The sequence below is a fragment of the Streptomyces sp. NBC_00019 genome, from assembly GCF_045041015.1.
Taxonomy (GTDB): Bacteria; Actinomycetota; Actinomycetes; order Streptomycetales; family Streptomycetaceae; genus Streptomyces.
On sequence record NZ_CP108303.1, the window covers coordinates 386,000 to 406,922 of the forward strand.

A 20,923-nucleotide genomic window follows, 5' to 3' on the forward strand; every position below is an offset into this window, starting at 1 on the left:
CTCTACGGGCCGTGAAGTATTGCAGATTGTGACGAGGAAACGGATACGAGTGCGCCCGGGAGGCGTCAGTGGGGGCAGGGCTGCTACCGCTGTTGTCACGGCGGTGCTCCTGGGATTTGGGGCTGCAGGGTGTGGCACTCCGGGAGAGCCACTTGGCGGAAATCCACCTGTTGATGCCTCGGTGCCAGCAGCTACCCCGTCAGGGCCGACGACTCCCGGGCACAGCGGGGAGAGCGGAACCCCGGCTGACCAGGGCGACGGCGGCGGAACCGTCAACGGCCAGAGCGGCGAGCGCAGCACCGGCAGCGGTCGGAGTGACGACGATGGATCTGCCGCCGACGAGGATGGCAGGGGCGGTGTCCTGGCTGACCGGGACAACGGTGGAGGGGCAGACGGGGACCCGGGGATTCCCCCCGTGGAACCGCCTCCAACGGACACCGGGCCGCCTGACGAGCCTGGCACCATGGCCACGGCCAGCAACGAGCCGACACCGACCCCGTGCAGCCCGACACCGGGTCCGGGCAACACGTGTTCGGCATCCCCGACCGAGCCGGAGACCGGCATGCCACCCGAGGAGGGCTGACTGGATGGGCGCCGCCGTACCCCAGGAGCCGGCAGTTCCCTCCGCTACGCTCCGCCCGCCTGACCACCGACCCCGCCGCGAGGTCCGCCGCGGGCCTGCACGTCACCGCCATCTCGGGGACGGGAACGCCTCACCGCCGCCTGACCCGCATACGGACACAGGCGGTCGGCTGGAGCTTGTCAACTCGGCTTTCGGAGCGACGTCGTTCGTCGGCGGCCTGATGCTCTACGCCGGTTCCATCTACACCAACGCCTACTTCGGCTACTTCCACGTGGATAGCTTTGCCATGGGCTTCAGCACTTTGGAACTGGGGATGCGCAGCCTGCGGCTCGCCACGCTGCCGGCTCTGGTAGCCGTCGCCCTGGCGCTGCTGGTACCGGCTGTTCCACGGCTGCTGATCACCCTGCACCTCGCAGAACGCCATGTCCGCCGCTTGCGCGTTTTCGGGCAAGCAGCGGCGCGGGCGTATCCGGCGTTCGTCGCCGCGGGGGTCGTGCTGATGGTGTTGTGGCGGTGGATCCAGCCTGCCGCCTGGTCGGCGCCCTTGCTTGTGTCAGCAGGACTCCTCCTCGGCCAGACGCGCAGTGCTGCTCCTGCGGGTGAGCCGCGCAGGCCCGCATGGGAGCGTGCCGTGTCTGTCTTGGTTGCGGGTCTCTTTCTGATCTGGGTGGTGGCCCTGATAGCCGGGCAGCTCGGCCGTCAGGACGCGCACCGCGATGCAGACCAGTTGGTGCGCCGCGTGGCCGTGATCGTGCTGAGCACCGAGCCGCTGAGCATCGCTGCGCCCGGCCCGCATGTGGAGGATCTGGGACCCGATGCGCACTACCGGTACCGCTACAGCGGCCTGCGGTTGCTGATCCAGCGTGATCAGCGCTACTACCTGCTGGGCCTGGGGTGGAGTAAGGCCACGGATCCCACGTACGTCATCGTGGACGACGACACCATTCGCATCGAGCTTCGGCCCGGTACTCAGCCGCGCACCCCTGCTTAGTGGTGCTTTGAGAGTGCTGGGTTTTTGCGGGCGAGGATCATGCAGTGCGCGAGCTGGAGGAATGCATCGTGCATGTCGTCTCTGGTTTCCCAGCGGATCCGTAAGCGGCGGGGCCCGTGGAGCCAGGCGATCGCGGACTCGGCAACCCACCGGACGCAGCCCAGGCCCGAACCGTGCGGCTGCCCCCGCCGGGCGATCCTTGGAACGATGCCGCGCTCGCGCAGCCGTCGCCGGTAACTGTCGTGGTCGTAGCCGCGGTCGGCGTATAACACGCGGAGCTTGCACCGTGGCCGGCCCCGCTTGCCCCGCACCGGCCCAAGACTGTCGATCAGGGGCAGGAGCTGGGTGACGTCGTTGCGGTGCCCGCCGGTCAGAGACACCCGCAGCGGAGTGCCGCGGGCGTCGGTCAGGACGTGATGCTTCGAGCCCGGTCGTGCGCGGTCAACCGGGCTCGGGCCGACTTTTGGGCTGCTTCGCCCCCGCTTGGCCTGCACGTGGGACGCATCGATCGTGGCGCGGGAGAAGTCGAGGCGGTCGGCTGCCCGCAACCCATCCAGCAGCACCCGCTGGAGCTCCTCCCACACCCCGGCCTCCTGCCACTCGGCCAGACGCCGCCAGCAGGTAGGACCCGAACCGAACCCCAACTCCTGCGGCAGGAACTCCCACTGGACACCGGTGTACAGGACGAACAGCACACCCTGCAGGGTCCTGCGGTCACCGATCCGCTTGCGCCCCGGATACCGGAAACGACGCTCATGCTTCGGCAACAGCGGCTCGATCACCGCCCACAACTCGTCACTGACCTCCCACGGCTTCCGCCGCGCCATGGTCACACCCCACAAAACACGGGATCACATACATCTCCACCGTGCCACAACAAGGTCATTCCGCAAGGACCCCTAAGCGCGCACGTGGGCGGCCAGGGAGACCGTCGGCCCCGAAGCACAGAAGCCGGTTGGCCAGGAACCGCGCCCGCCACCGTCCCACGGTGTGCTCGGCCAGGCCGTTCGCCCGTGCGATCTCCCGGTTGGTGAGACCGGAGGCGCTTGCCAGGAGGACCGTGCTCAGCAGGGCTGCGCTGGGAGGGCCGACCTTCTTGATCTCCTCCAAGCGGAGACGTTCGTCCTCGCTCAGGGAGAGCACCGGTTTGGGGCGGCCACCGTGGTTGCGGCGCGATGGCACACACAGTCCGGCGACTCCCTCCTGGACGAACCGAGCACGCCACTTGCCCACGGTTTCCTCCCTGACTCCGATCCGGCGTGCCACCTCGCGATTTGTGACACCCTGGGCACATGTCAGGACGATGTTGCACCGTAGGGCGATGTCGCGAGGTGTGCGCGCGTCCTCGGCCAGTCTGACGAGCTTGCGGTGCTCGCTGTCCATGAGGTGCAGGACCGCCTTGGGACGCCCGGGTTTGAACATGTGAGGCCCTTCGGGATGTGTTGCAGTCCTTCGTGTATCCGGTGCCGCGGCGGCGCGCACTCCAGTGGTCGAGCGGGCCATGGTCCGGAAGTGTTCAGACACAACACGGGGCCGTGAGGGTCGACGGTTCAGTCCCACCCCATAAATAGGTCAGGCTGAACTGTTCTGGCTTGGCTAGGGCGGCGCTATTTGGGCTCTGGACAGATCTTGGGGAGCGGTCGCGGGAGTGCCCTGTGCCGGTGGCGGTGACGTGCCGGGTGCTGGGGCTGGCCCGCCAGCCCTACGCGCCGCTCAGCGTCAGTCGGACCGCTGGCGCGTGCTCCTGTACCCGCCCGGTCGGAGCCTGTGCCGCCTCTCGTCCTGGGCGCCGTAGACCCATGGCGCGCCGCCAGTCCGCGAGTGCCCAGTGGTCGCTGGCGTTGCGGTGTGCGTTTCGCGGATCGGAGGTGGGCGCTACCTGGGAGCAGATCGGGCGCCCGCACGGTCTGAGCGCGGATGCGGCCCGGGTGGGTAGGGCAGGGCCCGGATCCTGTGGCTGCTGCTGATGCCGGGTGACGTTCGTGGTGAAGGGCCTGGTCGCTGGAGTGGCAGGTTCGGCGGGACGCGGGAATGGTGCGGGGTTCGGACACGGCGAAGGGCCCGGACGGAGATCCGGGCCCTTCGGTCAGTAGCGGGGACAGGATTTGAACCTGCGACCTCTGGGTTATGAGCCCAGCGAGCTACCGAGCTGCTCCACCCCGCGTCGGTGAGGCCACTTTACACAGTGGTTCTCGCGGGGCGGCGTCATTTTCCAGGTCAGCCGCGGCGGACGATGTTCTCGGCCTGGGGGCCTTTCTGGCCCTGGGTCACGTCGAAGGTGACTTGCTCGCCTTCGAGGAGTTCGCGGAAGCCGTTGCCGGAGATGTTGGAGTAGTGCGCAAAGACGTCCGGTCCGCCGCCGTCCTGCTGAATGAACCCGAAACCCTTCTCGGCGTTGAACCACTTCACGGTGCCGCTGGCCATGCTGCTTGTCCTTCGATCTTGCCGGTGCATCCCGGCTGGTCTGGGGGTGGGATCGTCCGTCACTGGAGGATGCCCGGCGACCGTTCTACCCCGTGGGCGGGATTCCAATCCGGCTCCTGCGGGTGAGGCGTGCCGTTGTGCCCGCCCATCGGGCCTCGGCCTCTTCGGTGCTGGGCCGCTGCCGGCGGGAGGCAGGCGCCTACTTGTCCTTCGCGGCGTTCTTGAGCTTGGTGCCGGCGGAGACCTTAACGCTGAAGCCGGCCGGGACCTCGATCGGGTCGCCGGTCTGCGGGTTGCGCGCGGTGCGAGCGGCACGGTGGGTGCGCTCGAAGGTCAGGAAGCCGGGGATGGTGACCTTCTCGTCGCCCTTGGCGACGATCTCGCCGACGGTCTCGGCGAACGCGACCAGCACGGCGTCGGCGTCCTTGCGGGTCACCTCAGCGCGCTCGGCTACGACTGCGATCAGCTCACTGCGGTTCATGGGCGGGTGCTCCGTGCTGCTCGGGGTGCCGCGGCCGCTGGGCGGACACGGCTCTTCTGGCGTCATCCTGTCACCGGGGTCTGACAACGCTGCGCCCGGTGCTGGCGGCGGGTCGTTCACAGCCCGGGCCTGGCGTTAGCCGGGGACATGCTGGGGCGCCGGGCCGCGTGGGCGATGCCGGGATCGGCGAGGATCGCGGCGGTCACCTTCTGCGTGCTCGGCCCGGCTTGGGTGGGAAGCCCGGATCGGCGTTTCCTGGCTGTCGCCGTGTTCGGCGAGCAGGTAGCGAGATCTTGTATCCAGCCGGATTATCCGTGGTTACACCCGTCTGCGCCCACTACATGCCATCTTCGGCCTCATCAGCTGCGGGTGCGGCGGAAGGTTCGATGCTCGGCCCCCGGTATTCGGGGTGGGAGCGGTCCATGGCGCCGGCGACTTGCAGCGGGACCGGGTGGCGGGTGCGCGCGTCCCAGGCCAGGGACTGGTGGCACAACTGGGCGCAGAGTGCCGCGAGTTGTTTCGGAACCCAGGTTCCTGCGTGGGGGACGGTGATCTGGGCGGCCGTGAAGCTGTGCCAGTCCTTCCGCTGCAGGGCCCAGTCGTCCTTGGGGAGGGTGAAGCGGGTGTGGAGCCCGCCGATGCTGCCGGCGCCCCCGAAGCCTTCGTAGGTGCGGGATGCCTGGGCGATGTACCAGCTGGTGAGGCCGGTGGTGGTGGTGCGGCGGTAGAGGCGGTTCTGGGGCTTGGGAGGGCGTTTGAGGTTCTGGCGGGTGCTGGCGGTGTTCTCCACCGGAGTGGGGACTTCGCCGTAGGCGGTGTTGATGGCGACCACGGCTACGGGGCGTGTGGGGGTGCGCAGGTCATCGCCGGGCAGGGGCCCGGTGCCGAAGCGCACGTTTTGGAGGCCGGGCCAGATGGTGCGGCAGGCTTCCGTGTCCACGAAGATGATCAGCGGTCGGTCGGTCGGCAGGACTTTCAGAGCGGATTCGACGTGCTGACGGGCCAGCAGCGCGTCTTCTTCGTGGCGGGCGTGTCCTTCGCGGCCGATGGTGCCCCGGCCGAAGGCCGCCTCCGCCGCGGCCTGGGGCCGCCAGTGACGACCAGCTCGCACGTCGCGTCCTCGACGAGGTGCAAGCGCGTCTTCCTGCCACGCACGGCGAACCGAGGTACCCGTAGGTGCATACCCGAACAGGCCGAAACGCCGGCGACGTACGCCTTGAGGCCATACCGGCTGTAGGTGCCGCCCTTGACGAGCTTCGCGCCAGGGGGCGGGGCCGGGGCGGGCTTGCGCTTCGCGCGCACCGACTGGTCTCCGCCGATCAGGTGCCGGTTGTCGACGAGGGCTTCGCAGTCCTCCCCGGTGACTTCGGCGAAGGGACGCCGGCAGGTCTTGCAGTAGGTGTCCAGGGCGCCGATGCGCTGCTCGGTCTTCGTCTTGAAGGAGCCGCGGAAATCCGCAGCGCGGGCAACGGCTTCTTCGAGGGCACCGATCTCTCCCTGTGGTCGTCCACGGACCTCGAAGCCGTCGCCACGGCGATCAACAACCGGCCCCGCAAGATCCTCGGTTGGCGGACGCTGGCCGAGGTCTTCGAAGAGCAGCTACGCTCGTTGCAACAGCCGGGTGTTGCAACGATCAATTGAACTCGCCCAATATGTGTCGATTCGATACACTGACCTGCTCGCGGACATCGGCGCCTCCGCGTCGGTCGGTTCCGTCGCGGACTCGTACGACAATGCCATGGCCGAGGCGCTGAACGGCACTTTCAAGGCCGAGCTGATCGAGATGCAGGGCCCCTGGAAGGACCCCGCCCAGGTCGAACGGGCGATCTTCCAGTGGATCACCTGGTACAACGAAGAACGCCTGCACTCCGCGCTTGACTACGTGCCACCAGCCGAGTACGAACGCGACTTCTGGCAGAGCCGGGAACGAGTCCCGCAATCCGCCTGAAACCAAGCAACTTGACTCCACTCAACTCGGGACAGTCCGGAGTCTCCATCAGACCCGGAGTGGTTCAGATCGATGCCAACGGCGAACCGGCCCAATGACCTGTCAGAAGCTGTTCCGTCACAGCCGGGCCCCTGTCAGCGGTTGCGGCTGCTTCTGGGGCCACGCCGCCGGATCGTCACTCCGTTCTCTTCCAGAAGCCGCTTTATCGTGAGTCGAGACGGCCCGTGGCGGGCAGAGAGACTGTCGAGTGTCGCCCCGTTTTCGTACTCCTGGACCAGGGCGCGGTTACCTTCAGGGGTGCTGATCCGGGCGAGGGGGCTCATGGCGCCCGCGTCCTGCAACCTTGTCTTCAAAGTGGTCGCGCTGACCCCGTACTCGTCGGCCAGGGCGGCTGCACTCTCGCCGCTTTGGTACCGGGGCACGATCTCGTGCATCGGCAGGTCCTGCCGCAGGGGGATTCCGCCCGGCACCCGGCGCTCGCTCTGCGGGATGGCTTTGAGGATTGTCTTGTGCGTGACGCTGTACCGCTGGGCTAACTCGGTTGAGCTGAGGCCGTGGGCGTAGAGGGTGCGGACCTCTCTCTCCTGTTTGGCGTTCAGGGCGCGGTGGGCTGGCATGGCATCCTCCTGTGTGGTGTCTGTCTCCCGGAGGACGCCGAAGGCTCCACCGTGAGGCGAATTCCAGGGTCGCTGCGACACGTGGCGAGTGCCGTTCACGCAGTCGATGTGCTGGCCGCTGCTGTTGTGAGACATGGCCCACAGCCCGGAGCCGGCCTGTACGGCGCGGGCGCCGTTGTCGTAGTGGTGCCAGGCGGGGGGATCGGTCGTCAGTACGTCGGCCATCGCAAACTCCTCGTGTCGTTCGGGGTGTTCGCCGTTGCCTGTCGTGTCGCAGGCGGGCGGCTACGGCGTAGGGGCTGGGGAATCCGGCGGGGGTCAGTTGATGATTCGGCGGTCTCGCAGGTAGCGGCGCATCGTCAGGGATTCGTCGACGGTGGCGGAGTGTGACTGTTCGGGCTGGTTGCCGGGTACGGCGGACTCGGGCCAGGACTGCTCGGAGGGCATGAGCTCCTCGGCGGCGTGGGAGGCCGTCTTTCGGCGGGGGCCGCGGATGAAGAGGGTGACGGTGTCGGGCGTCATCGCGGCCTGGTGCACCATCAAGTGATCGAGCGCGTACGAGCTACCGGGGCGTTCGATCGTCACGATGGCCGGCTGGAGGTCGGCGCCGGTGAACGGGCCCTGCCAGCCGTCGGTGCGGCGCCGGACTACGTGGACGTAGCCGCCCGTCAGGATGTGTGTGGCGAACGCGTAGCAGTGGTTGTGCGGTACGAGTTGGTTCTCGGGCCGCGGGTTCATATGGAGGCGGATTTCGAAGCTGTGGTCGGGGGCCTCCCACAGCGACAGCCGGTTCAGCAGGAGCGTGACACGGCTCGCTGCCAGGCGGGCGGGATGATGCACGACCTCGTCGACGAGCGTGGTGAGCAGGTTCCGGTCTGCGGCCAGCCGGTCAAGAATGCTGCGCATGACGTGCTGCACGTAGTCCAGGTCGGTCGTGTCCATACACGGGACCTGCGGCAGCCAGGAGTCTGCGGTCTTCAGGGACGCCTCCCTGCCGCACTGGCCAGTGAGACGCCTTCGAGGACCTCGCGTGCCCGGTGCGCGGCGCGGGAGTATTCGTCGGGGGTGAGTGGCGAACCACCAGGCTTCGCAGGCCGCTCGATGGCCAGCAGGTGCAGGGCGTCGGAGCTGCTTCGGGTGGCGCAGAGTGTTTCCGCGTGCACGGCGAACACCTCTTCTGGTCCGAAGAGGCTTGCGTAGCGCGGCCATTGGGCGAGGGAGTCGTCCATCTCCTGGTACATCTCCAGCTCGAGTGAGCCGGAGAGCGTCAGGACCACGGAGGTGGCGCGTACCGGCCAGGGCGCCAGGCCGGACTGTGTCGTCACCCGAAGGTAGGTCAGGGGGCCGTCCGGCAGCCCGACGGGAAGATGCGCGTAGCCGTGGGCGAGGAACGAGCCGTCTGCCCGGTAGGTGCCCGTGTCGAGGACGCTGAGGATCCTCGACGCGAGCATGCTGAGCCAGCCTTCAGCGTGCGAAGGGTCGATCTGAGGAATCTCCGTGGGGTCTTTGCTCTGGTTGAGTAACTGAGGGACGAAGGCGGGCAGGACGGCTGTCACGGGGCATTCCCTGTGCGGTCGGCGGGATGGTGGTGGCGCCCGGCGCGGGGGCGGAGGCGGCGTCTTCATAGGGGAGGAGAAGCCGCACCGTCTTCCCCGCGCCGGGCCGGTGTCTCACGCTCGGCCACGGGGGGTGCCGAGCGTGAGACGTTGGACCCGCGCACGGTCCTGCGGACACACGGGGGTGAGCGTGCGCGGGAGTTCCTAGACGCCGACTGGCTGGTCGACGATGGGGGGCTGGAAGCGCCCGGCATGCAACACGGACCACGGGGTGCGCGCACCGGTCTCGTCCTCCTGCTGGAGGAGGTTCTCGGCGAGGCGCCGGCGCTGGACCTCACCGGTCCCGGCGGGTGCGTAGGTGCTCTGCATGTCCCGCCAGACGCGCTCGATGGGGAAGTCCGCGTCCAAGACGGCCAGCGAGCGGGGCCTTCCAACGGTTCAGCCTACTGAGCGACTTTATGGCGCGCTCCTGGAGCTCGGACTCGCACGAGGTGCGAAGGAGAAGGCCATCGACGCAGGGGAGACTCGTGCCCTGGTCGAGTGGATGCCTGCGGCGCACCGGGCGAAGGTGGTCGGCCTCCTGACCGCCAGTCAGTGCCTGGCGCAGGAGTGGGTCGGCTACCGGTACTTGACCCGCAACACGGCTTGGACGCCGACCTCGTTTGATCAGGTCCGGGTCTGCCTCTGGGCTGAGGGTCGCCTGGTGCGCGGTGGTGGCTATCAGCCTCCTTCGAGTGTCGGGAATTCCTCCATTGCCGCTTCGCGCCGAGCGAGCACATGACGCAGTCGTAGTCACAGCCGAGGTTGATCTCCAACGTGGCGCGGCTGAACTCGTACGGGCCAGCCTCACGCATGATGAGCACGTCGCAGGCCCTTAAGCCGGCCAGATCCACGCCCCACTGCGCGCGGACGGGGCGGATGAGCCACTCGGGGACAAAGGCAGAAGCAAGCGACAGGGCGCGCAGCTCCTCGAACCGGGCGTGGGGGAGTTGCACGGCCTTGGTGCTGCCGGGCCGCAGGATGAGGCGGTGCTTTCCCAACGGGGTCGCAACAAGCTGCACGGTGTCTGTCCTTTTCGGCTGGGAGGGAGCTGGCGTGTTGAAAGCCCGGTGCGGGGGCCGTGGGGGAACGAATCCCCGCACCGGGGGTGTGCCCTGTCCGGCGACCCGGCCCGGTCGTCATCCGGGCCGCCGGACAGGAGTGAGGGATTGCCGCGGGCTGTGGAGTTGGGGCCCGGTGCGGCGCGTGTCTGCCCAGGACGTACGCCGCACCGGGTTCCGGCCGGGGATCGGATCACCGGGTCGTTTCCCTGGCCGGAGGGTCCGGTGCGGCACCTGCGGCCACTGCGGATGCCGCACCGGGTGTCCCACAGGCGGCGCCGGAGCGGGGCCGGCTGTGGGACGGGTCCGCGCACGATCGTGGGGAGTCACGGGGAGTGACCGTGCGCGGGAGCGTGGAGTGTCAGACGGGCAGGGGTGGTTCGGGGACAGATGGCTGGCCGCGGGCGGCATGCAGCACTGACCACGGGAGGTGTGGTTGCTCGTCGGCCGGACCGGTCGTGTCGGTGTGGTGGTGGAGGAGGGTGTCGGCGAGGCGTTTGCGTTGGATTTCGCCGGTGCCGGCTGGGGCGTAGGTGGTTTGCATGTCGCGCCAGATGCGCCCGATCTGTAGTTCTGTGCCCAGGCCGTTGGCGGCGTGGAGTTGCATGGCGTCGTTGCCGGTTTCGGCGGCGAGTTCGTGGCCGAGGGCTTTGGCGGTGATGAGTTCGTCGTCGCAGGCGAGGTGGTGGTCGAGCATGTCGACAGCGTGGTAGGCGAGGATCCGCGCCATGATCAGCCTCGATGACATCCGCCCGAGCCGGTCGCGTACGACGGAGAGATCGGCGAGCGTGCCGGTGTAACGGGGGCGCTGGCTGAGGTAGCGGGCGGTGAGGGCCACGGCCTGCTCGTGCAGGCCCAGGGATAGGGCGGTGAGGTTGGGGCGGCCGTAGAGGACGCTGCTGGACTGGGCGACGGCGAGCCCTTGGCCTACCTCGCCGAGCACGTTGCGTGGCGGGATGCGGACGCGGTCGAGGGTGATCTGTCCGAAGCTGAAGCCGTGCAGGCCGAGTTTGGCGGTTGACGTTGGCGGGGTGGTGGTTGGGGTGCGGGGTGTGGGGTGGGCTGGGGTGTTGCAGGTTGGGTGAGAACGGGTTGTTGGTAAGGCGCTGCGGGCTTGTAATGCTCTGAACAGGGGCTATCTCAACTTTGTTGAGAATTCTGGGGTTTGTTGCAGATGGCTTCTGCGTCTAAGGGCACCGGCTGCATTGGTGCTGGCCAGGGGGTTGGTCCTGCTCAGCACCTGGTGGGTGGTTACTTCCTGCCGGTGGGGCGGTGGTGGGTTTCGGCGAGGTGGTCGAGGCGGATCGTCTCGAGGCTGGTTTTGGTGATGCGTTCGGTGCCGTCGAGGATCGCGGTGATCGCGGCTTGGCGGATGAGGCGGGTCAGGCTCCCGATCCTTCCTGCGGTCCGCTGATGGAGGTACGAGGCGTGGCGGGCCAGGGTGCCTGCCCGGTGTGCGCGGAGGTCGAGGGCGGCTTCCACGCCCGTGATCAGTTCTTTGAACGGCTGGTGTTTTCCGAGGCGTGCGGGGAACGCTCCGCATTCCACGAGGCTGGCGCGGGCGGCGAGTTGGGCTCCGCGGACTCCGGAGAACAGAGCGGTGCCGGTGACGTCGATGCCCGCGTACACGAAGGTCGCCCGGATGCGTTCGGTGAGGTCTTTGAGGAGGTCTGCGGTTTCGGCGCCGGTGGTGGTGCGGGGGTTGAGGCGGTGGATCTCGTCGATCATGACCAGGCGGACGCCCACGCGGTTGTAGGTGTGGCAGACGGCGTCGGTGATCTGGGCCTGGGTCATGCGGGTGGTGACGGGGATGCCGAGGTAGCGGGCGAACTCGGTGGCGAGTGCTTTCGCGCTCGCGGCAGGTGGGACCAGTACATACGCCACCGGCACCTGGGGGTGCGCGGAGCCCGCCGGCGGCGGGTGATTGTGGCTGTGCGCGAGGTGGCAGGCCCGGCCGACGTGGAGCAGGGCGGTGGTTTTCCCGGCGGCCGCCGGGCCGGTGACGATCAGTGAGGGGCGGGCGGTGGTCTGCTGGTGCCGTCCCAGGATCATCAGGGTCCGTACGTTCGTGGTGAGCGTGTCGATGGCCGGGGTGCGTACGGTGACGAACGCGGAGTGGTAGGCCAGGCGTTCCTCCTCGCTGCGCGCCGGGTCGCCGGGGGCGGGCGGTGCGAGGGGCGGGGTGGTGGCGAAGTGCTGCCAGCCCTGCCAGGTGGTCACCGGCCACGCCCCGCCGGCCGCCGCATCCTCGTCGGCGGGCACACTCTCTTCGCCCCTGCCCACGCCCGCCATCGTGTCGGTGCCGGCGGTGCCGGGGCGGTGGTGGTTCACCACTTGAGGGCCTCCTCCAGGGCGTCGTAGAGCCCGTATCCGGCCACCGCCGGACCGTCCAAGGTCTCGTCCTCGTTCCCGGCGGCGCCCTGCGTGTCCTGGTCGAGGTCGTCGAGGCTGTCGCCTCCCGCCTCCGCGGTGGCTGGTGCGCCCTCCTCCTGTTCCTGAACGCCGGGCCCGGGAACGGCTCGTGGTGGGGGAGTGCGGACGGGGGCGTGACGGGCCAGGAGGTGTTGCTCGTCGCGGGTGGCCGTTCCGGCGCGGGCGCGGCGCATGAGCTGGTCGAGGGCCTCGGCGAGATCTGCCTCGTAGCGGTCATGGCCGTCGCGGCGGGTGGTGATCGTCTGCAGGTACTGCCAGGTGCGGTCGTTGAACGGCCGGTGGGCGTGCTCACGGTGGATCCAGGGAATCTCCGTCAGCCCGAGGCCGGGCAGGCGGACCCAGATCTGGCGTACGTCGTGCGGGTTGGTGTGGACTTCCCATTTCCCGCCGCGGGCGGCCACGTCCGATGTCTGGCCTCGGTAGGGGCCGAGCAGGTCGTGGTCGTAGGTGCGGTGGTGCAGGCGGATGCCGCGGTCGGTGATGGCCTGCCACCGCACCGGCAGCAGCTCCAGGTAGTCACTGCCGCTCAACGGCACGGGCACGTATCCGGCGATGGCGACCAGGGCCGCCCACATCTGGTTCGGGGACAGCGCGATCTTCGGCAGGAGCGGATGCCGCAGCCCTTCGTGGGGGCGATGGTGGAAGTGCACGAGCCACTCGTCGAGGAGGTCCTGCAGCTGCGCGACGCTGTAGCAGGCTTCACGTGCGACATCCTTGCCGCGGCGGGTGACATTGGAGCCGGTGTAGCCGGGCAGGTGCTGGCAGAACAGGGTGTTGATCGACCCGAAGGTGCGTTCCACGATGCCCTTGGCTGTCGGCGCGAACGGCGGGGCGGCCTGCACGCTGATCCCGAGTGCTTGGCAGGCACCCGTGAACGCCTTCGACAGGAACACCTTTCCCCGGTCCACCACGACCGTTTCCGGTACCACCACCGGCCGTGCGGCCGCACCTTCAAAACGCTCGTCCAGCGACAGCAGCCGCTGTCCGGGAAGCAGGGCACTGTGGGCCAAGCGCAGGGCATCGGGCCAGGTCGGCCGCGCCGGGTGCGGCACAGCCATCTCGGCCAGCAGCACGGCGGCGTCCACGGCCTGCGTGCCACCCGGGCGCAACACGGCCGCCAGGACCGCCCGGGTGGCCACGTCGACAGCGATCGTCAGCTCGGGGCGCCCCACACTGCCGTCCTCGAACAGCGCCAGGACATCGAGGCAGGTGGTGTCGATCTGGACCTGCTCCCCGGGCCGCAGCGCCACGGTCGGGGTGAGGGCGCGCCCGTCGTCCGTGATCGGCGCCGTGCGCACCGCAGTGCCCGGGTGGTCGGCTGGGTGGGCGAGCTGGTTGACGAGCCGGTAGAAGGTGGCCTGCGCCGGCATCGCCACCGTGTCCCCGTGCCGGTCCTTGAGAAGCTGCGCGACCAGCGGCATCAGCGCCTTCACGGTGCCCTTGGAACGTCCCCGCTGGCCGCGCAGCACGTCCTTGACCGCAGCAACGACCCGCTCGTCCTGCCGCCCGTCACCGCCGCCAGGACTGCGGGCGGTGCGGTGGTCGACCAGCCCCCACAGCCCCTGCTTGCGGTAGGCCAGCCGCATGCGCTGCACTGTCGACCTCGATACCCGACCAAAGCCCAGCGCCGTCAGCTCCCGTGCCTTGGCCTGCTCCCGCTCGGCCAGCGTCCACCGCTCCGGGTTGTACTCCGGCCGCACCTGACCGCCGCTGTCCTCCCCATCGGGGCGCCCGTACTCCACCTCCCGGATGTGCCGCTGCCAGGCCAGCGCCTTCTCCCGCGCAGCGGCCGGGGCGGTCTCGAACAGCCCCCACTGCGGCACCGCCTGAGCCCGCTCCGCCCCCAGCACCGCGAAGGCAGGATCGGCGAACAGATGCCCGGCCAGCACCACCTCATCCGCTCCCTGTTCACCGGTCAGATGAAACTGCTGCCCGGCCAGCGCGACGACCTGCCACCGCAGACCGCGAAACCGTACATACGCCCCCACCGCGACCACCGGCCGCCCGCCTGGCCTCACCCCGCTCACCTGGCCTCCCCGCGGACCCTCGCGCCCTCAGCGTCTTCCCGCACGGCATGGACCAGAACACGTTCATGCAGCGCCACATCCAGCGGCGCCACCAACAAGTGGGCCCACAGGGCGTGGAACGCGGCGGGAAGCACCTCAAGCGGATCACCAACCGCCGCTACCCCCTCGACAAGCGGCCGCGGCTGCGAGAACACCTCAACCACGTCCTCCAGCAGTCCCGCCCGTCCCCGATTTCGTGGGTGCCGGTAGCCGGCCAGCCACTTCACATTGGCCTCGACCAACTCATCGAGCCGCTCCAAGCGCCGGTAGACGAACCCCACCTGCGCACACGCCTCCGCTAACACGGCCGCGGCCCGCAGCGCCCGTTCCCCGCCGGCCTCGGCGTGGCTGGGGCAGTCGGCCAGCATGCCGGTGCCGTCCGCGTACCGGGCGAAGAGCTGCGGCACCCACGACCGCTCCCGCCCCCGCCCATCCCGCCACAGCACCCGCACCGGCCGGCCCGCCATCCCGACCACACGCGGATCACGGTCGAGGACCATCAACTGCACCCGCATCGCATGCGATCCCGCCAACACGTGCCGCCCGGTGGTCGCCGACCACCACAGCCCCGGCCCCCACCGCCGTCCCGGCACCACCGGGAACGACGACACCGGATCCAACTCCTCAAACGGCACCGTCACCGCGGCGCCAGCCCACTGCTGCCGCACCGCCCGCCCCGCCGGACCAACGAAAACGGCCTCGAACTCTGTCCCAGCTTCGACATCCATCAGCCCCGGCCCGTCACCAGGCCGGCCCATCGCATTCCTGCCGATCACCCACCCCACCCAACCGGCGCTCCCGCTCCGCCGGACCTGCTTTATGCGTTCTGATCACACGACACCGCGCCATGCGCTACACCCAGCGCCCGGCCCCCGTCCCCGGCAGCGGCAGCACTCCGGCCTACTGGCCGTCCACACCCCGGTACGCCCCAAGAATCACCGCCGCCTCCTCCGGCGACAGCCGAGCCCAGCCGGCCACCTCCTCCAGTCCCACTCCGGCGTTCACAGCGGCGGTGAGGGGCCACGAAGTTTCCGGACAGGCACCCAATAGGGTTGTCCTGAACAAGGAAACGAGGAAGAAGTGGCGCCACCCAGTAAGTACTCGCCGGAGTTCCGCGAGGAAGCCGTCCAGATCGCGTTGAGGTCAAGCAAGACGATCTCCGAAGTCGCCCGGGAGCTTGAGCTGAACTCGGAGACGCTACGCGGCTGGGTGAAGAAGTACCAGAAGCAGCAGGAACCGGCCCCCGATGCGGAACTGACGGTGAACGAGCGGGCGCGCCTGAAGGAACTCGAACGACGCAACCGCGAGCTGGAGATGGAAGTTACCTTCCTGAAAAAAGCCGCAGCGTACTTCGCGAAGGATCCCCGGTAGCAAGCAAGTACGAGTTCATCGACGAGATGCGGCTCGACACCGAGAAGTGCGCATACAGCGTCGAGTTCATGTGCGGCCGACTTGGCGTCTCCAGATCCGGCTACTACGACTGGCGATCCCGCCCGGAATCCGCGACAGCTCAGCGGCGCGAAGAACTGAAATTGCTCATCGAGGAAGCCTTCGACATGTCCGACAGCACCTATGGGCACCGGCGCATCCAGGCCCAGCTGCACCGCTGGGGCGTCGCCGCGGGCGTGGAGTTGGTCCGCCGCCTCATGCGCGAACTGGGCCTGGTGCCCTGCCTGCCACAGCCGAAGAGGTTCAACCTCACTCAGGCTGCGGCCGGCCAGGTGCCGGACCTCGTCGGCCGCGACTTCACCGCGGATGCGCCCGGCGAGAAGCTCGTCGGTGACATTACCTATATCGCGACCGGGGAAGGCTGGCTGTACCTCGCAACGGTCATCGACTGCTGCACGAAGGAAGTCATCGGTTACGCGATGGACGACCACTACCAAACCCCCCTGATATCCAGGGCGATCCGTAACGCGGCACGGAACAGGAACCTCGCGGCCGACGCGATATTTCACTCGGATCGCGGAAGTAACTACATGTCAGCCGAGTTCGGGAGGATGCTGGACCACTTCGGGCTCCGCAGATCTGCCGGCCGCACCGGGATCTGTTTCGACAACGCCATGGCCGAATCATTCTTCGGCGCCCTGAAGAACGAGCGCGTATCAAGGGTGACTTACCTGACCCGCGAGGACGCCCGGCAGGACATCACTCGCTACATCGAATTCTGGTACAATCGCAAACGCCTCCATTCGGCGGTGGGTTACCGCCCTCCGCGCGAAGTCCACGCCGAGTACGAGACGTTGCGAATCGCCGCGTGAAACAAACGGTCAGAAGCCTGTCCGGAAAACGCGAGGCCCCTCACGGCCATGATCTGCATCAGCGCCCGGTCGAGGAGCTCGGTGCCACGGCTCAGCGTCTCCAGCAGATACCGGGCCGCATCAGCGGTCGGCCCGACCTGCGCGCCGCGCAGGAGCAACACCTGCTCCTCGGCTTCACCGAGGAGGTTGGTGATCAGGAAACGCTGTTCGGCAGGCACCACAGCACGCCAGTTCGTGCCCGAACCGGGCGCCCTCTTCTCCTTGGCCCGCACCCGCAACTGCCCAGCCATAGTGGCGGGTTGAAGCTCCTGGCGCACCCACCACCGATCCTTCGCATACGGATCAGGCCTGTTATGGCCGCGGCGCGCCCGTACAACGGCTCCCATCCAAGCGATCAAAGGTCCGCCATAGTCGGTCGCCGCCAGCGGGCCCAGCCACGGCCGGCCCACACGCTCGCCCAGAGCCCGGCAGAACGCCCCGTCGACGGGCAGCGGCCGCGGCCGCTCCGCCCCACTGTCCACCCACACCAGCTGCTCCATGACCGGATCCAGCAACGCGTCCGCGACAGCGACCACTTCGGGGAAGATGACCGCATCGCGTCCCACGATCCGCCACCGCTCCAGCTCCCCGCCCGCATTACCGCCGGCGACCTGGTGCAGCCGCCGCGGCCACACCTTCTCCTCCTCCCAGTGCAGCGCCTGCTCCCACCACCGGGCCACCACCGCATACGCCAGCGCGAACACCCGCTCAGGCTCCACCCCGCTGCGCACCGCCCGCCGCGCCACACCCGCCCACCGCCGCCGCGCCGCGACCACCTCCGGAAGGCTCCGCAGATCCAGATACTCCAACTCCTGGTCGGCGTCCGCATCCAGCTGCCACCGCCCGTGCCGCACACACACCCGCTCCCACCGCGCCGCGTACCGCACCCACCCCACAGGCGCACCCGACCGCCGTGCAGCACACAAGCGGCAGCCGAAGGCCACGGGCCCCGCCACCGCACCACCCACACGCCAGACAGCCGCCGGCTCCCCGGCGCCCTTGTCCTCCAACGCGGCATCCTCGTGCGCCCAAGAGGGCAATGCTCGCGTCATCACCGCGCCGTCGACACCGCACAAGCCCGCCAGCACCTGCCGCCCCGCCGTATTCAGTACCACCTCGGCATCCGCCCTCACGCCCCCGCCCGGATGCCGGGGCCGCGAGCCGTGCCACCGCCATTCCGAGCGCAACGCCGCCTCTGGCATCCCGTACCGGCCCGCGAGGCGACAGATCAATGAGAATGTCGTCTCCCCACCTAACGGCACCACACGGAAGACCCCGCGACCCCGAGCACCGCCACGCTTGCAAGACCCATTCACCGCGCTCGCCACCTTCTGGCCCTTCACCAGCGCATGCCGAGTACGTCGAGGTCGCCTCGTCGTTGGTCGGTGAGTTTGTCGGCGCGGCGGCGTACGTTGGCGAGCCACATGCCCAGGTCGACCAGGACGGTGTCCTCGGGGGTGATCTCGCGCCCGGTGGCGGCGGGTCCGGCGAGGGCGACCGGCAGCTCCTCGACGTGCTTCCTCGGCACGTTCAGGTGTCCTTCGCGGGCGTGGAACTGGCGTGCCGCGGCGAGGTTGAGCATCCACTTGTCGTCCTGCGTCCGGCGCACGGGGCGCTCATCCTCACCCGCAGGTTCGAGGCCGAGGACGTTCTCGAGCAGCCACACCTGCGCAATCGGCAGCCGATCCCAGGCAAGCCGCTGTGTCTTAACCCAGCGCCCCAGATCCTCGCCCTGGACGACGACGTCACCCGGCTCGCCCGGCACCGAGCCGCCCGCCGTGACATGGATGCGTACGAGGCGGAAGGCGCGCTGCCAGCCGATGTCCCAGGCCGGGCACCACTCGGGATCGATCTCCTCCAACGCCTCGCGTCGCGAGGCGGGCAAGGCACCGGCCTGAGAGCCGACCGGCTCGCCAACCGCGCCCCGCGCCTCGATCTCGTCGGCCAGCATCGCTGCGGCGCGCTGCGCCTTGGCCCAGTTCCCGACCGGGTAGCCGTTCCACACCGCACCCACCGGGGGCAGGAAGTGCCCGTGCTCACCAGCCCATTCCCGCGCCGCGGCGAGGCCTTCTTCGAAGGCGAGGTCCTGGTGGGACCACACCATCCCCAGCGCATCGAGCTCGGCGACCCGCTCGCCGTCCAGACGCCCCGCCTTGTTGGCCTGGCGCTGCGTCTTCAGCCACACCCCGAGCGGGAAGCCGGCCGGGGACCAGTCCTCGGGCGTGACGAAGTCGTACGGCACGCGCAGATGCCTCGCGCTGGTCTCCTTCACGTACCGGGCCGCGGCCTCGATCCCGCGCCGCCAGTACTCGCCCTCGGGTTCCAGCACCCGCAGCCTCACGAACCGGGCCAGCTGCGCCGGATCGCGCGGGCTGGAGAACTTCAGCAGCTCCCGCGCCCCCGCGCTCACCGGATTCGCCGGCTCACCGCCGTTCAGGTCCTCGACGGCACCCAGGAATTCGCGCTCGCCATCACCAGCCTCGTCCGCATCAGCGTCCTCTTGTGCCCAACTACCGCTGCGGGGACGGGAGTCGGCGAGTGCCTCGATGGTGTCCGCGTCGTGAGCACGCAACGCTTCCAAGACCTTCGCCAAGGCCCCGTACGCCGGAGAAGTGAGCATGTCGTCGGGGTTCTCGTCCTCGGCGAGGAATACCGGAACGATCAGGGAAGCGATTTTCCCCTGCCCTGGCCGCATTCGAAGTGCGCGGCCGACCATTTGCACGATATCGACCATCGAGCCGCGCACATCGCCGAATGCAATCGAGTCTGCGACCGTATCGACGCCTTCGCCCAGCACCTTGACCGAAGCCAGGACGCGCAGCGCGGCGGGCAGTAGCTCGGGCCCGGCGTCTTCGTGTGCCGGGTGCTCGATGACATCGGAGTCGAACTCCTCCAACACCGCACGCCGATGCGCCGGCGCATGCTCGCCGTGCAGCCAGTTCGCCCACACCCGCTTCGGGTCCGGATACGTGCGCGGATCGTCCTCCCACAACCTGGTCGCGACGTCCACGATGCCTTCGGCCATGGCCTCGGCCTCGGCGACGCGGGAGTGGAACGTGAGGAGCTTGCGCAGGTTCTCCCCGGCGGCCGCGGTGAGCACGCCGGCCTGCAGCGCGGCCAGCCGCGCCCCCCGCACCCGCTCCGTGCCCGAACCGAGCTGCTCCCGGCGCCCGTACTCCGGGTCACGGATGTCGACGCACACGACCTGGTAGGGCGCGATCAGGCCGCGTCCGATGGCCTCGGACAGGGTGAGCTTGTAGGCGACGGGCCCGAAGACGGGGGAGTTCTCACTCATGCTCGCCACCAGCCGCGGCACCAACCGCGCCTCGCCGGCCTCCCACACCCGCGGCGTTGCCGTCATGTACAGCCGTCGCGCGGCGGGGATCTTCTGCTGGTCGTGCACCGCAGCCCACGGTTTCAGCCCGTCCCCGCTGGTGCGGTGCGCCTCGTCGACCACCACCAGGTCCCACGCCGCAAGACCGGCCGCGTGCGCCCGCTGGAGAACACCGACGGACGCGTACGTGCCGAACACCGTCACCGTGTCCAAGTCCCGTGTCCACGCGAGGAGTTCATCCACATCCGTGGTGCAAGGGACCCCCTGAGAGTCCGAGGCGGGCAGCGAGCACGCCCCGATCATCGCCCCGGACCGGCCACCCCCCTGCCGCCAGGCGGCCGCGGTCTGCACGAGCAGGTTCAACGTCGGCATCAGCACCAACACCCGCCGCGCGCCCAGCTTCTGGGCCGTGGCGGCGGCGATGAGGGTCTTGCCGGAGCCGGTGGCTGCGATGCACTGGCACCGCAGCCCCTTGTCCGGCAGGTGCCCGTCTGCAGGCGTCTGAAGGACCCTCAGGATCCCGTCGACCGCCTCGACCTGATGCGGCCTCAGTACCTGTCCTGTCGACATTCTTCTCTCCCGCTACGGGGTTTCTCTGCTAAATTCTTTGGCGTTGGTCAGCCGAATAATCGGGAAATGATGGAAATAATTGTCCGCTGAATCCCTGACTCTTTCTCTTGCTCCTCCCGAACAAAAGGGTATGCGCTCTGAGGTTCCAAGCTACCTCGACTCACCTTTTGACACACCAGCTTGGCTGGGGTTGGTTCGAAGTGGTCGGACTGGCATGGTCGGAGTCTCAACCCGATCGGACCCGGTTCTCTTTTCTCCGAGCGGTACGGTGTTCCGCACCGTCAACCGTCAGCCTGTTTCAGGTGACGGATCGCCAGCAACTCCTGACAGCCCGTCAAGCAGCCCATGAGTAACCCTCCTTGTTGCTGGCGCCTTCAAGGAGGCCGCGGAGCGGACTCCGTCACCCGGATCGCGGAGCGATCCGGTCTCCAGGCCACGGAGTGGCCCGCGCCGGCGGCGGAGCCGCCGGAAAGGCGAGCGCGGAGCGCTCGCAGAGGGCCGCCGCGTAGCGGCGGCGCGT

At 68.8% G+C, this 20,923-nt stretch carries 18 protein-coding genes, 1 tRNA gene and 1 pseudogene; 4 read left to right on the top strand and 16 right to left on the bottom strand.

Annotation, left to right across the window (positions count from 1 at the left end; all coding sequences use genetic code 11):
• The first annotated feature begins 803 nt into the window (after positions 1-803).
• Positions 804-1,574, top strand: coding sequence for a hypothetical protein (locus OHU89_RS54280; RefSeq protein WP_331737761.1), 771 nt, complete (start codon positions 804-806; stop codon positions 1,572-1,574).
• On the opposite strand, the gene OHU89_RS54285 is transcribed toward OHU89_RS54280, so the two are convergent.
• The 6 genes from OHU89_RS54285 to OHU89_RS54310 form a co-directional block, all read right to left on the bottom strand.
• Positions 1,571-2,401 (bottom strand): IS5 family transposase, encoded by an 831-nt coding sequence (locus OHU89_RS54285; protein WP_331737763.1) that lies wholly within the window; start codon positions 2,399-2,401, stop codon positions 1,571-1,573. The genes OHU89_RS54280 and OHU89_RS54285 overlap by 4 nt on opposite strands.
• A gap of 55 nt (positions 2,402-2,456) precedes the next feature.
• A complete protein-coding gene (locus tag OHU89_RS54290) occupies positions 2,457-2,996 on the bottom strand; it encodes a helix-turn-helix domain-containing protein (RefSeq protein ID WP_331737765.1) in 540 nt (179 codons plus the stop codon).
• 668 nt (positions 2,997-3,664) lie between these two features.
• Positions 3,665-3,738, bottom strand: a tRNA-Met gene (locus tag OHU89_RS54295).
• A gap of 53 nt (positions 3,739-3,791) precedes the next feature.
• Positions 3,792-3,998, bottom strand: coding sequence for a cold-shock protein (locus OHU89_RS54300; RefSeq protein ID WP_030578348.1), 207 nt, complete (start codon positions 3,996-3,998; stop codon positions 3,792-3,794).
• Positions 3,999-4,197: 199 nt separating this feature from the next.
• Positions 4,198-4,479, bottom strand: a complete 282-nt coding sequence (locus OHU89_RS54305; RefSeq protein WP_331737767.1) for an HU family DNA-binding protein — start codon at positions 4,477-4,479, stop codon at positions 4,198-4,200.
• A 337-nt stretch (positions 4,480-4,816) separates the two neighbouring features.
• Entirely contained in the window at positions 4,817-5,875 is a 1,059-nt protein-coding gene (locus OHU89_RS54310; RefSeq protein ID WP_331737816.1) for an RNaseH domain-containing protein, read from the bottom strand.
• Positions 5,876-5,952: 77 nt separating this feature from the next.
• Here OHU89_RS54310 and OHU89_RS54315 point away from each other — a divergent pair.
• Positions 5,953-6,120, top strand: a pseudogene (locus tag OHU89_RS54315) (IS30 family transposase); the annotation flags it as partial.
• 13 nt (positions 6,121-6,133) lie between these two features.
• Positions 6,134-6,427, top strand: coding sequence for a transposase (locus tag OHU89_RS54320; RefSeq protein WP_405655329.1), 294 nt, complete (start codon positions 6,134-6,136; stop codon positions 6,425-6,427).
• Positions 6,428-6,561: 134 nt separating this feature from the next.
• Here OHU89_RS54320 and OHU89_RS54325 read toward each other — a convergent pair whose 3' ends face one another.
• The 8 genes from OHU89_RS54325 to OHU89_RS54360 form a co-directional block, all read right to left on the bottom strand.
• Positions 6,562-7,269, bottom strand: a complete 708-nt coding sequence (locus tag OHU89_RS54325) for a helix-turn-helix domain-containing protein (RefSeq protein ID WP_331737771.1) — start codon at positions 7,267-7,269, stop codon at positions 6,562-6,564.
• Between the two features lie 93 nt (positions 7,270-7,362).
• Positions 7,363-7,986: a hypothetical protein gene (locus OHU89_RS54330; RefSeq protein ID WP_331737772.1), complete on the bottom strand. Its 624-nt coding sequence runs from the start codon at positions 7,984-7,986 to the stop codon at positions 7,363-7,365.
• A 35-nt stretch (positions 7,987-8,021) separates the two neighbouring features.
• Entirely contained in the window at positions 8,022-8,495 is a 474-nt protein-coding gene (locus tag OHU89_RS54335) for a hypothetical protein (protein ID WP_405638627.1), read from the bottom strand.
• Positions 8,496-8,804: 309 nt separating this feature from the next.
• Positions 8,805-9,008 (bottom strand): acyl-CoA dehydrogenase family protein, encoded by a 204-nt coding sequence (locus OHU89_RS54340; RefSeq protein WP_405638626.1) that lies wholly within the window; start codon positions 9,006-9,008, stop codon positions 8,805-8,807.
• Positions 9,009-10,061: 1,053 nt separating this feature from the next.
• The gene (locus OHU89_RS54345; RefSeq protein WP_331737779.1) at positions 10,062-10,643 is read right to left on the bottom strand and encodes an acyl-CoA dehydrogenase family protein; all 582 of its coding nucleotides are present in this window, start codon (positions 10,641-10,643) and stop codon (positions 10,062-10,064) included.
• Between the two features lie 308 nt (positions 10,644-10,951).
• The gene (locus tag OHU89_RS54350) at positions 10,952-11,920 is read right to left on the bottom strand and encodes a TniB family NTP-binding protein (RefSeq protein WP_331737819.1); all 969 of its coding nucleotides are present in this window, start codon (positions 11,918-11,920) and stop codon (positions 10,952-10,954) included.
• Positions 11,921-12,027: 107 nt separating this feature from the next.
• Positions 12,028-14,160 (bottom strand): transposase, encoded by a 2,133-nt coding sequence (locus tag OHU89_RS54355; RefSeq protein WP_331737782.1) that lies wholly within the window; start codon positions 14,158-14,160, stop codon positions 12,028-12,030.
• Positions 14,157-14,984: a TnsA-like heteromeric transposase endonuclease subunit gene (locus tag OHU89_RS54360; RefSeq protein WP_405638625.1), complete on the bottom strand. Its 828-nt coding sequence runs from the start codon at positions 14,982-14,984 to the stop codon at positions 14,157-14,159. The genes OHU89_RS54355 and OHU89_RS54360 overlap by 4 nt, the downstream gene beginning before the upstream one ends.
• A gap of 295 nt (positions 14,985-15,279) precedes the next feature.
• Between OHU89_RS54360 and OHU89_RS54365 the strand changes: the two genes are divergently transcribed.
• Positions 15,280-16,460, top strand: a protein-coding gene (locus OHU89_RS54365) for an IS3 family transposase (protein WP_331737784.1) whose coding sequence is annotated in 2 segments (ribosomal slippage) — positions 15,280-15,544 and positions 15,544-16,460 — 1,182 coding nt in all. Because the reading frame shifts where the segments join, the coding sequence is not laid out codon by codon here.
• Here OHU89_RS54365 and OHU89_RS54370 read toward each other — a convergent pair.
• Both OHU89_RS54370 and OHU89_RS54375 read right to left on the bottom strand, forming a co-directional pair.
• Positions 16,403-17,395 (bottom strand): DNA-binding protein, encoded by a 993-nt coding sequence (locus tag OHU89_RS54370; protein ID WP_405638624.1) that lies wholly within the window; start codon positions 17,393-17,395, stop codon positions 16,403-16,405. The genes OHU89_RS54365 and OHU89_RS54370 overlap by 58 nt on opposite strands.
• A 443-nt stretch (positions 17,396-17,838) precedes the next feature.
• The gene (locus OHU89_RS54375) at positions 17,839-20,403 is read right to left on the bottom strand and encodes a Helicase associated domain protein (protein WP_331737248.1); all 2,565 of its coding nucleotides are present in this window, start codon (positions 20,401-20,403) and stop codon (positions 17,839-17,841) included.
• Positions 20,404-20,923 lie beyond the last annotated feature (520 nt).

Coding starts and splice junctions, on each gene's coding strand:
- OHU89_RS54280 (WP_331737761.1), top strand. CDS start 804: ATGCTCTACGCCGGTTCCATCTACACCAACGCCTACTTCGGCTACTTC.
- OHU89_RS54285 (WP_331737763.1), bottom strand. CDS start 2,401: ATGGCGCGGCGGAAGCCGTGGGAGGTCAGTGACGAGTTGTGGGCGGTG.
- OHU89_RS54290 (WP_331737765.1), bottom strand. CDS start 2,996: ATGTTCAAACCCGGGCGTCCCAAGGCGGTCCTGCACCTCATGGACAGC.
- OHU89_RS54300 (WP_030578348.1), bottom strand. CDS start 3,998: ATGGCCAGCGGCACCGTGAAGTGGTTCAACGCCGAGAAGGGTTTCGGG.
- OHU89_RS54305 (WP_331737767.1), bottom strand. CDS start 4,479: ATGAACCGCAGTGAGCTGATCGCAGTCGTAGCCGAGCGCGCTGAGGTG.
- OHU89_RS54325 (WP_331737771.1), bottom strand. CDS start 7,269: ATGGCCGACGTACTGACGACCGATCCCCCCGCCTGGCACCACTACGAC.
- OHU89_RS54330 (WP_331737772.1), bottom strand. CDS start 7,986: ATGGACACGACCGACCTGGACTACGTGCAGCACGTCATGCGCAGCATT.
- OHU89_RS54335 (WP_405638627.1), bottom strand. CDS start 8,495: ATGCTCGCGTCGAGGATCCTCAGCGTCCTCGACACGGGCACCTACCGG.
- OHU89_RS54375 (WP_331737248.1), bottom strand. CDS start 20,403: ATGTCGACAGGACAGGTACTGAGGCCGCATCAGGTCGAGGCGGTCGAC.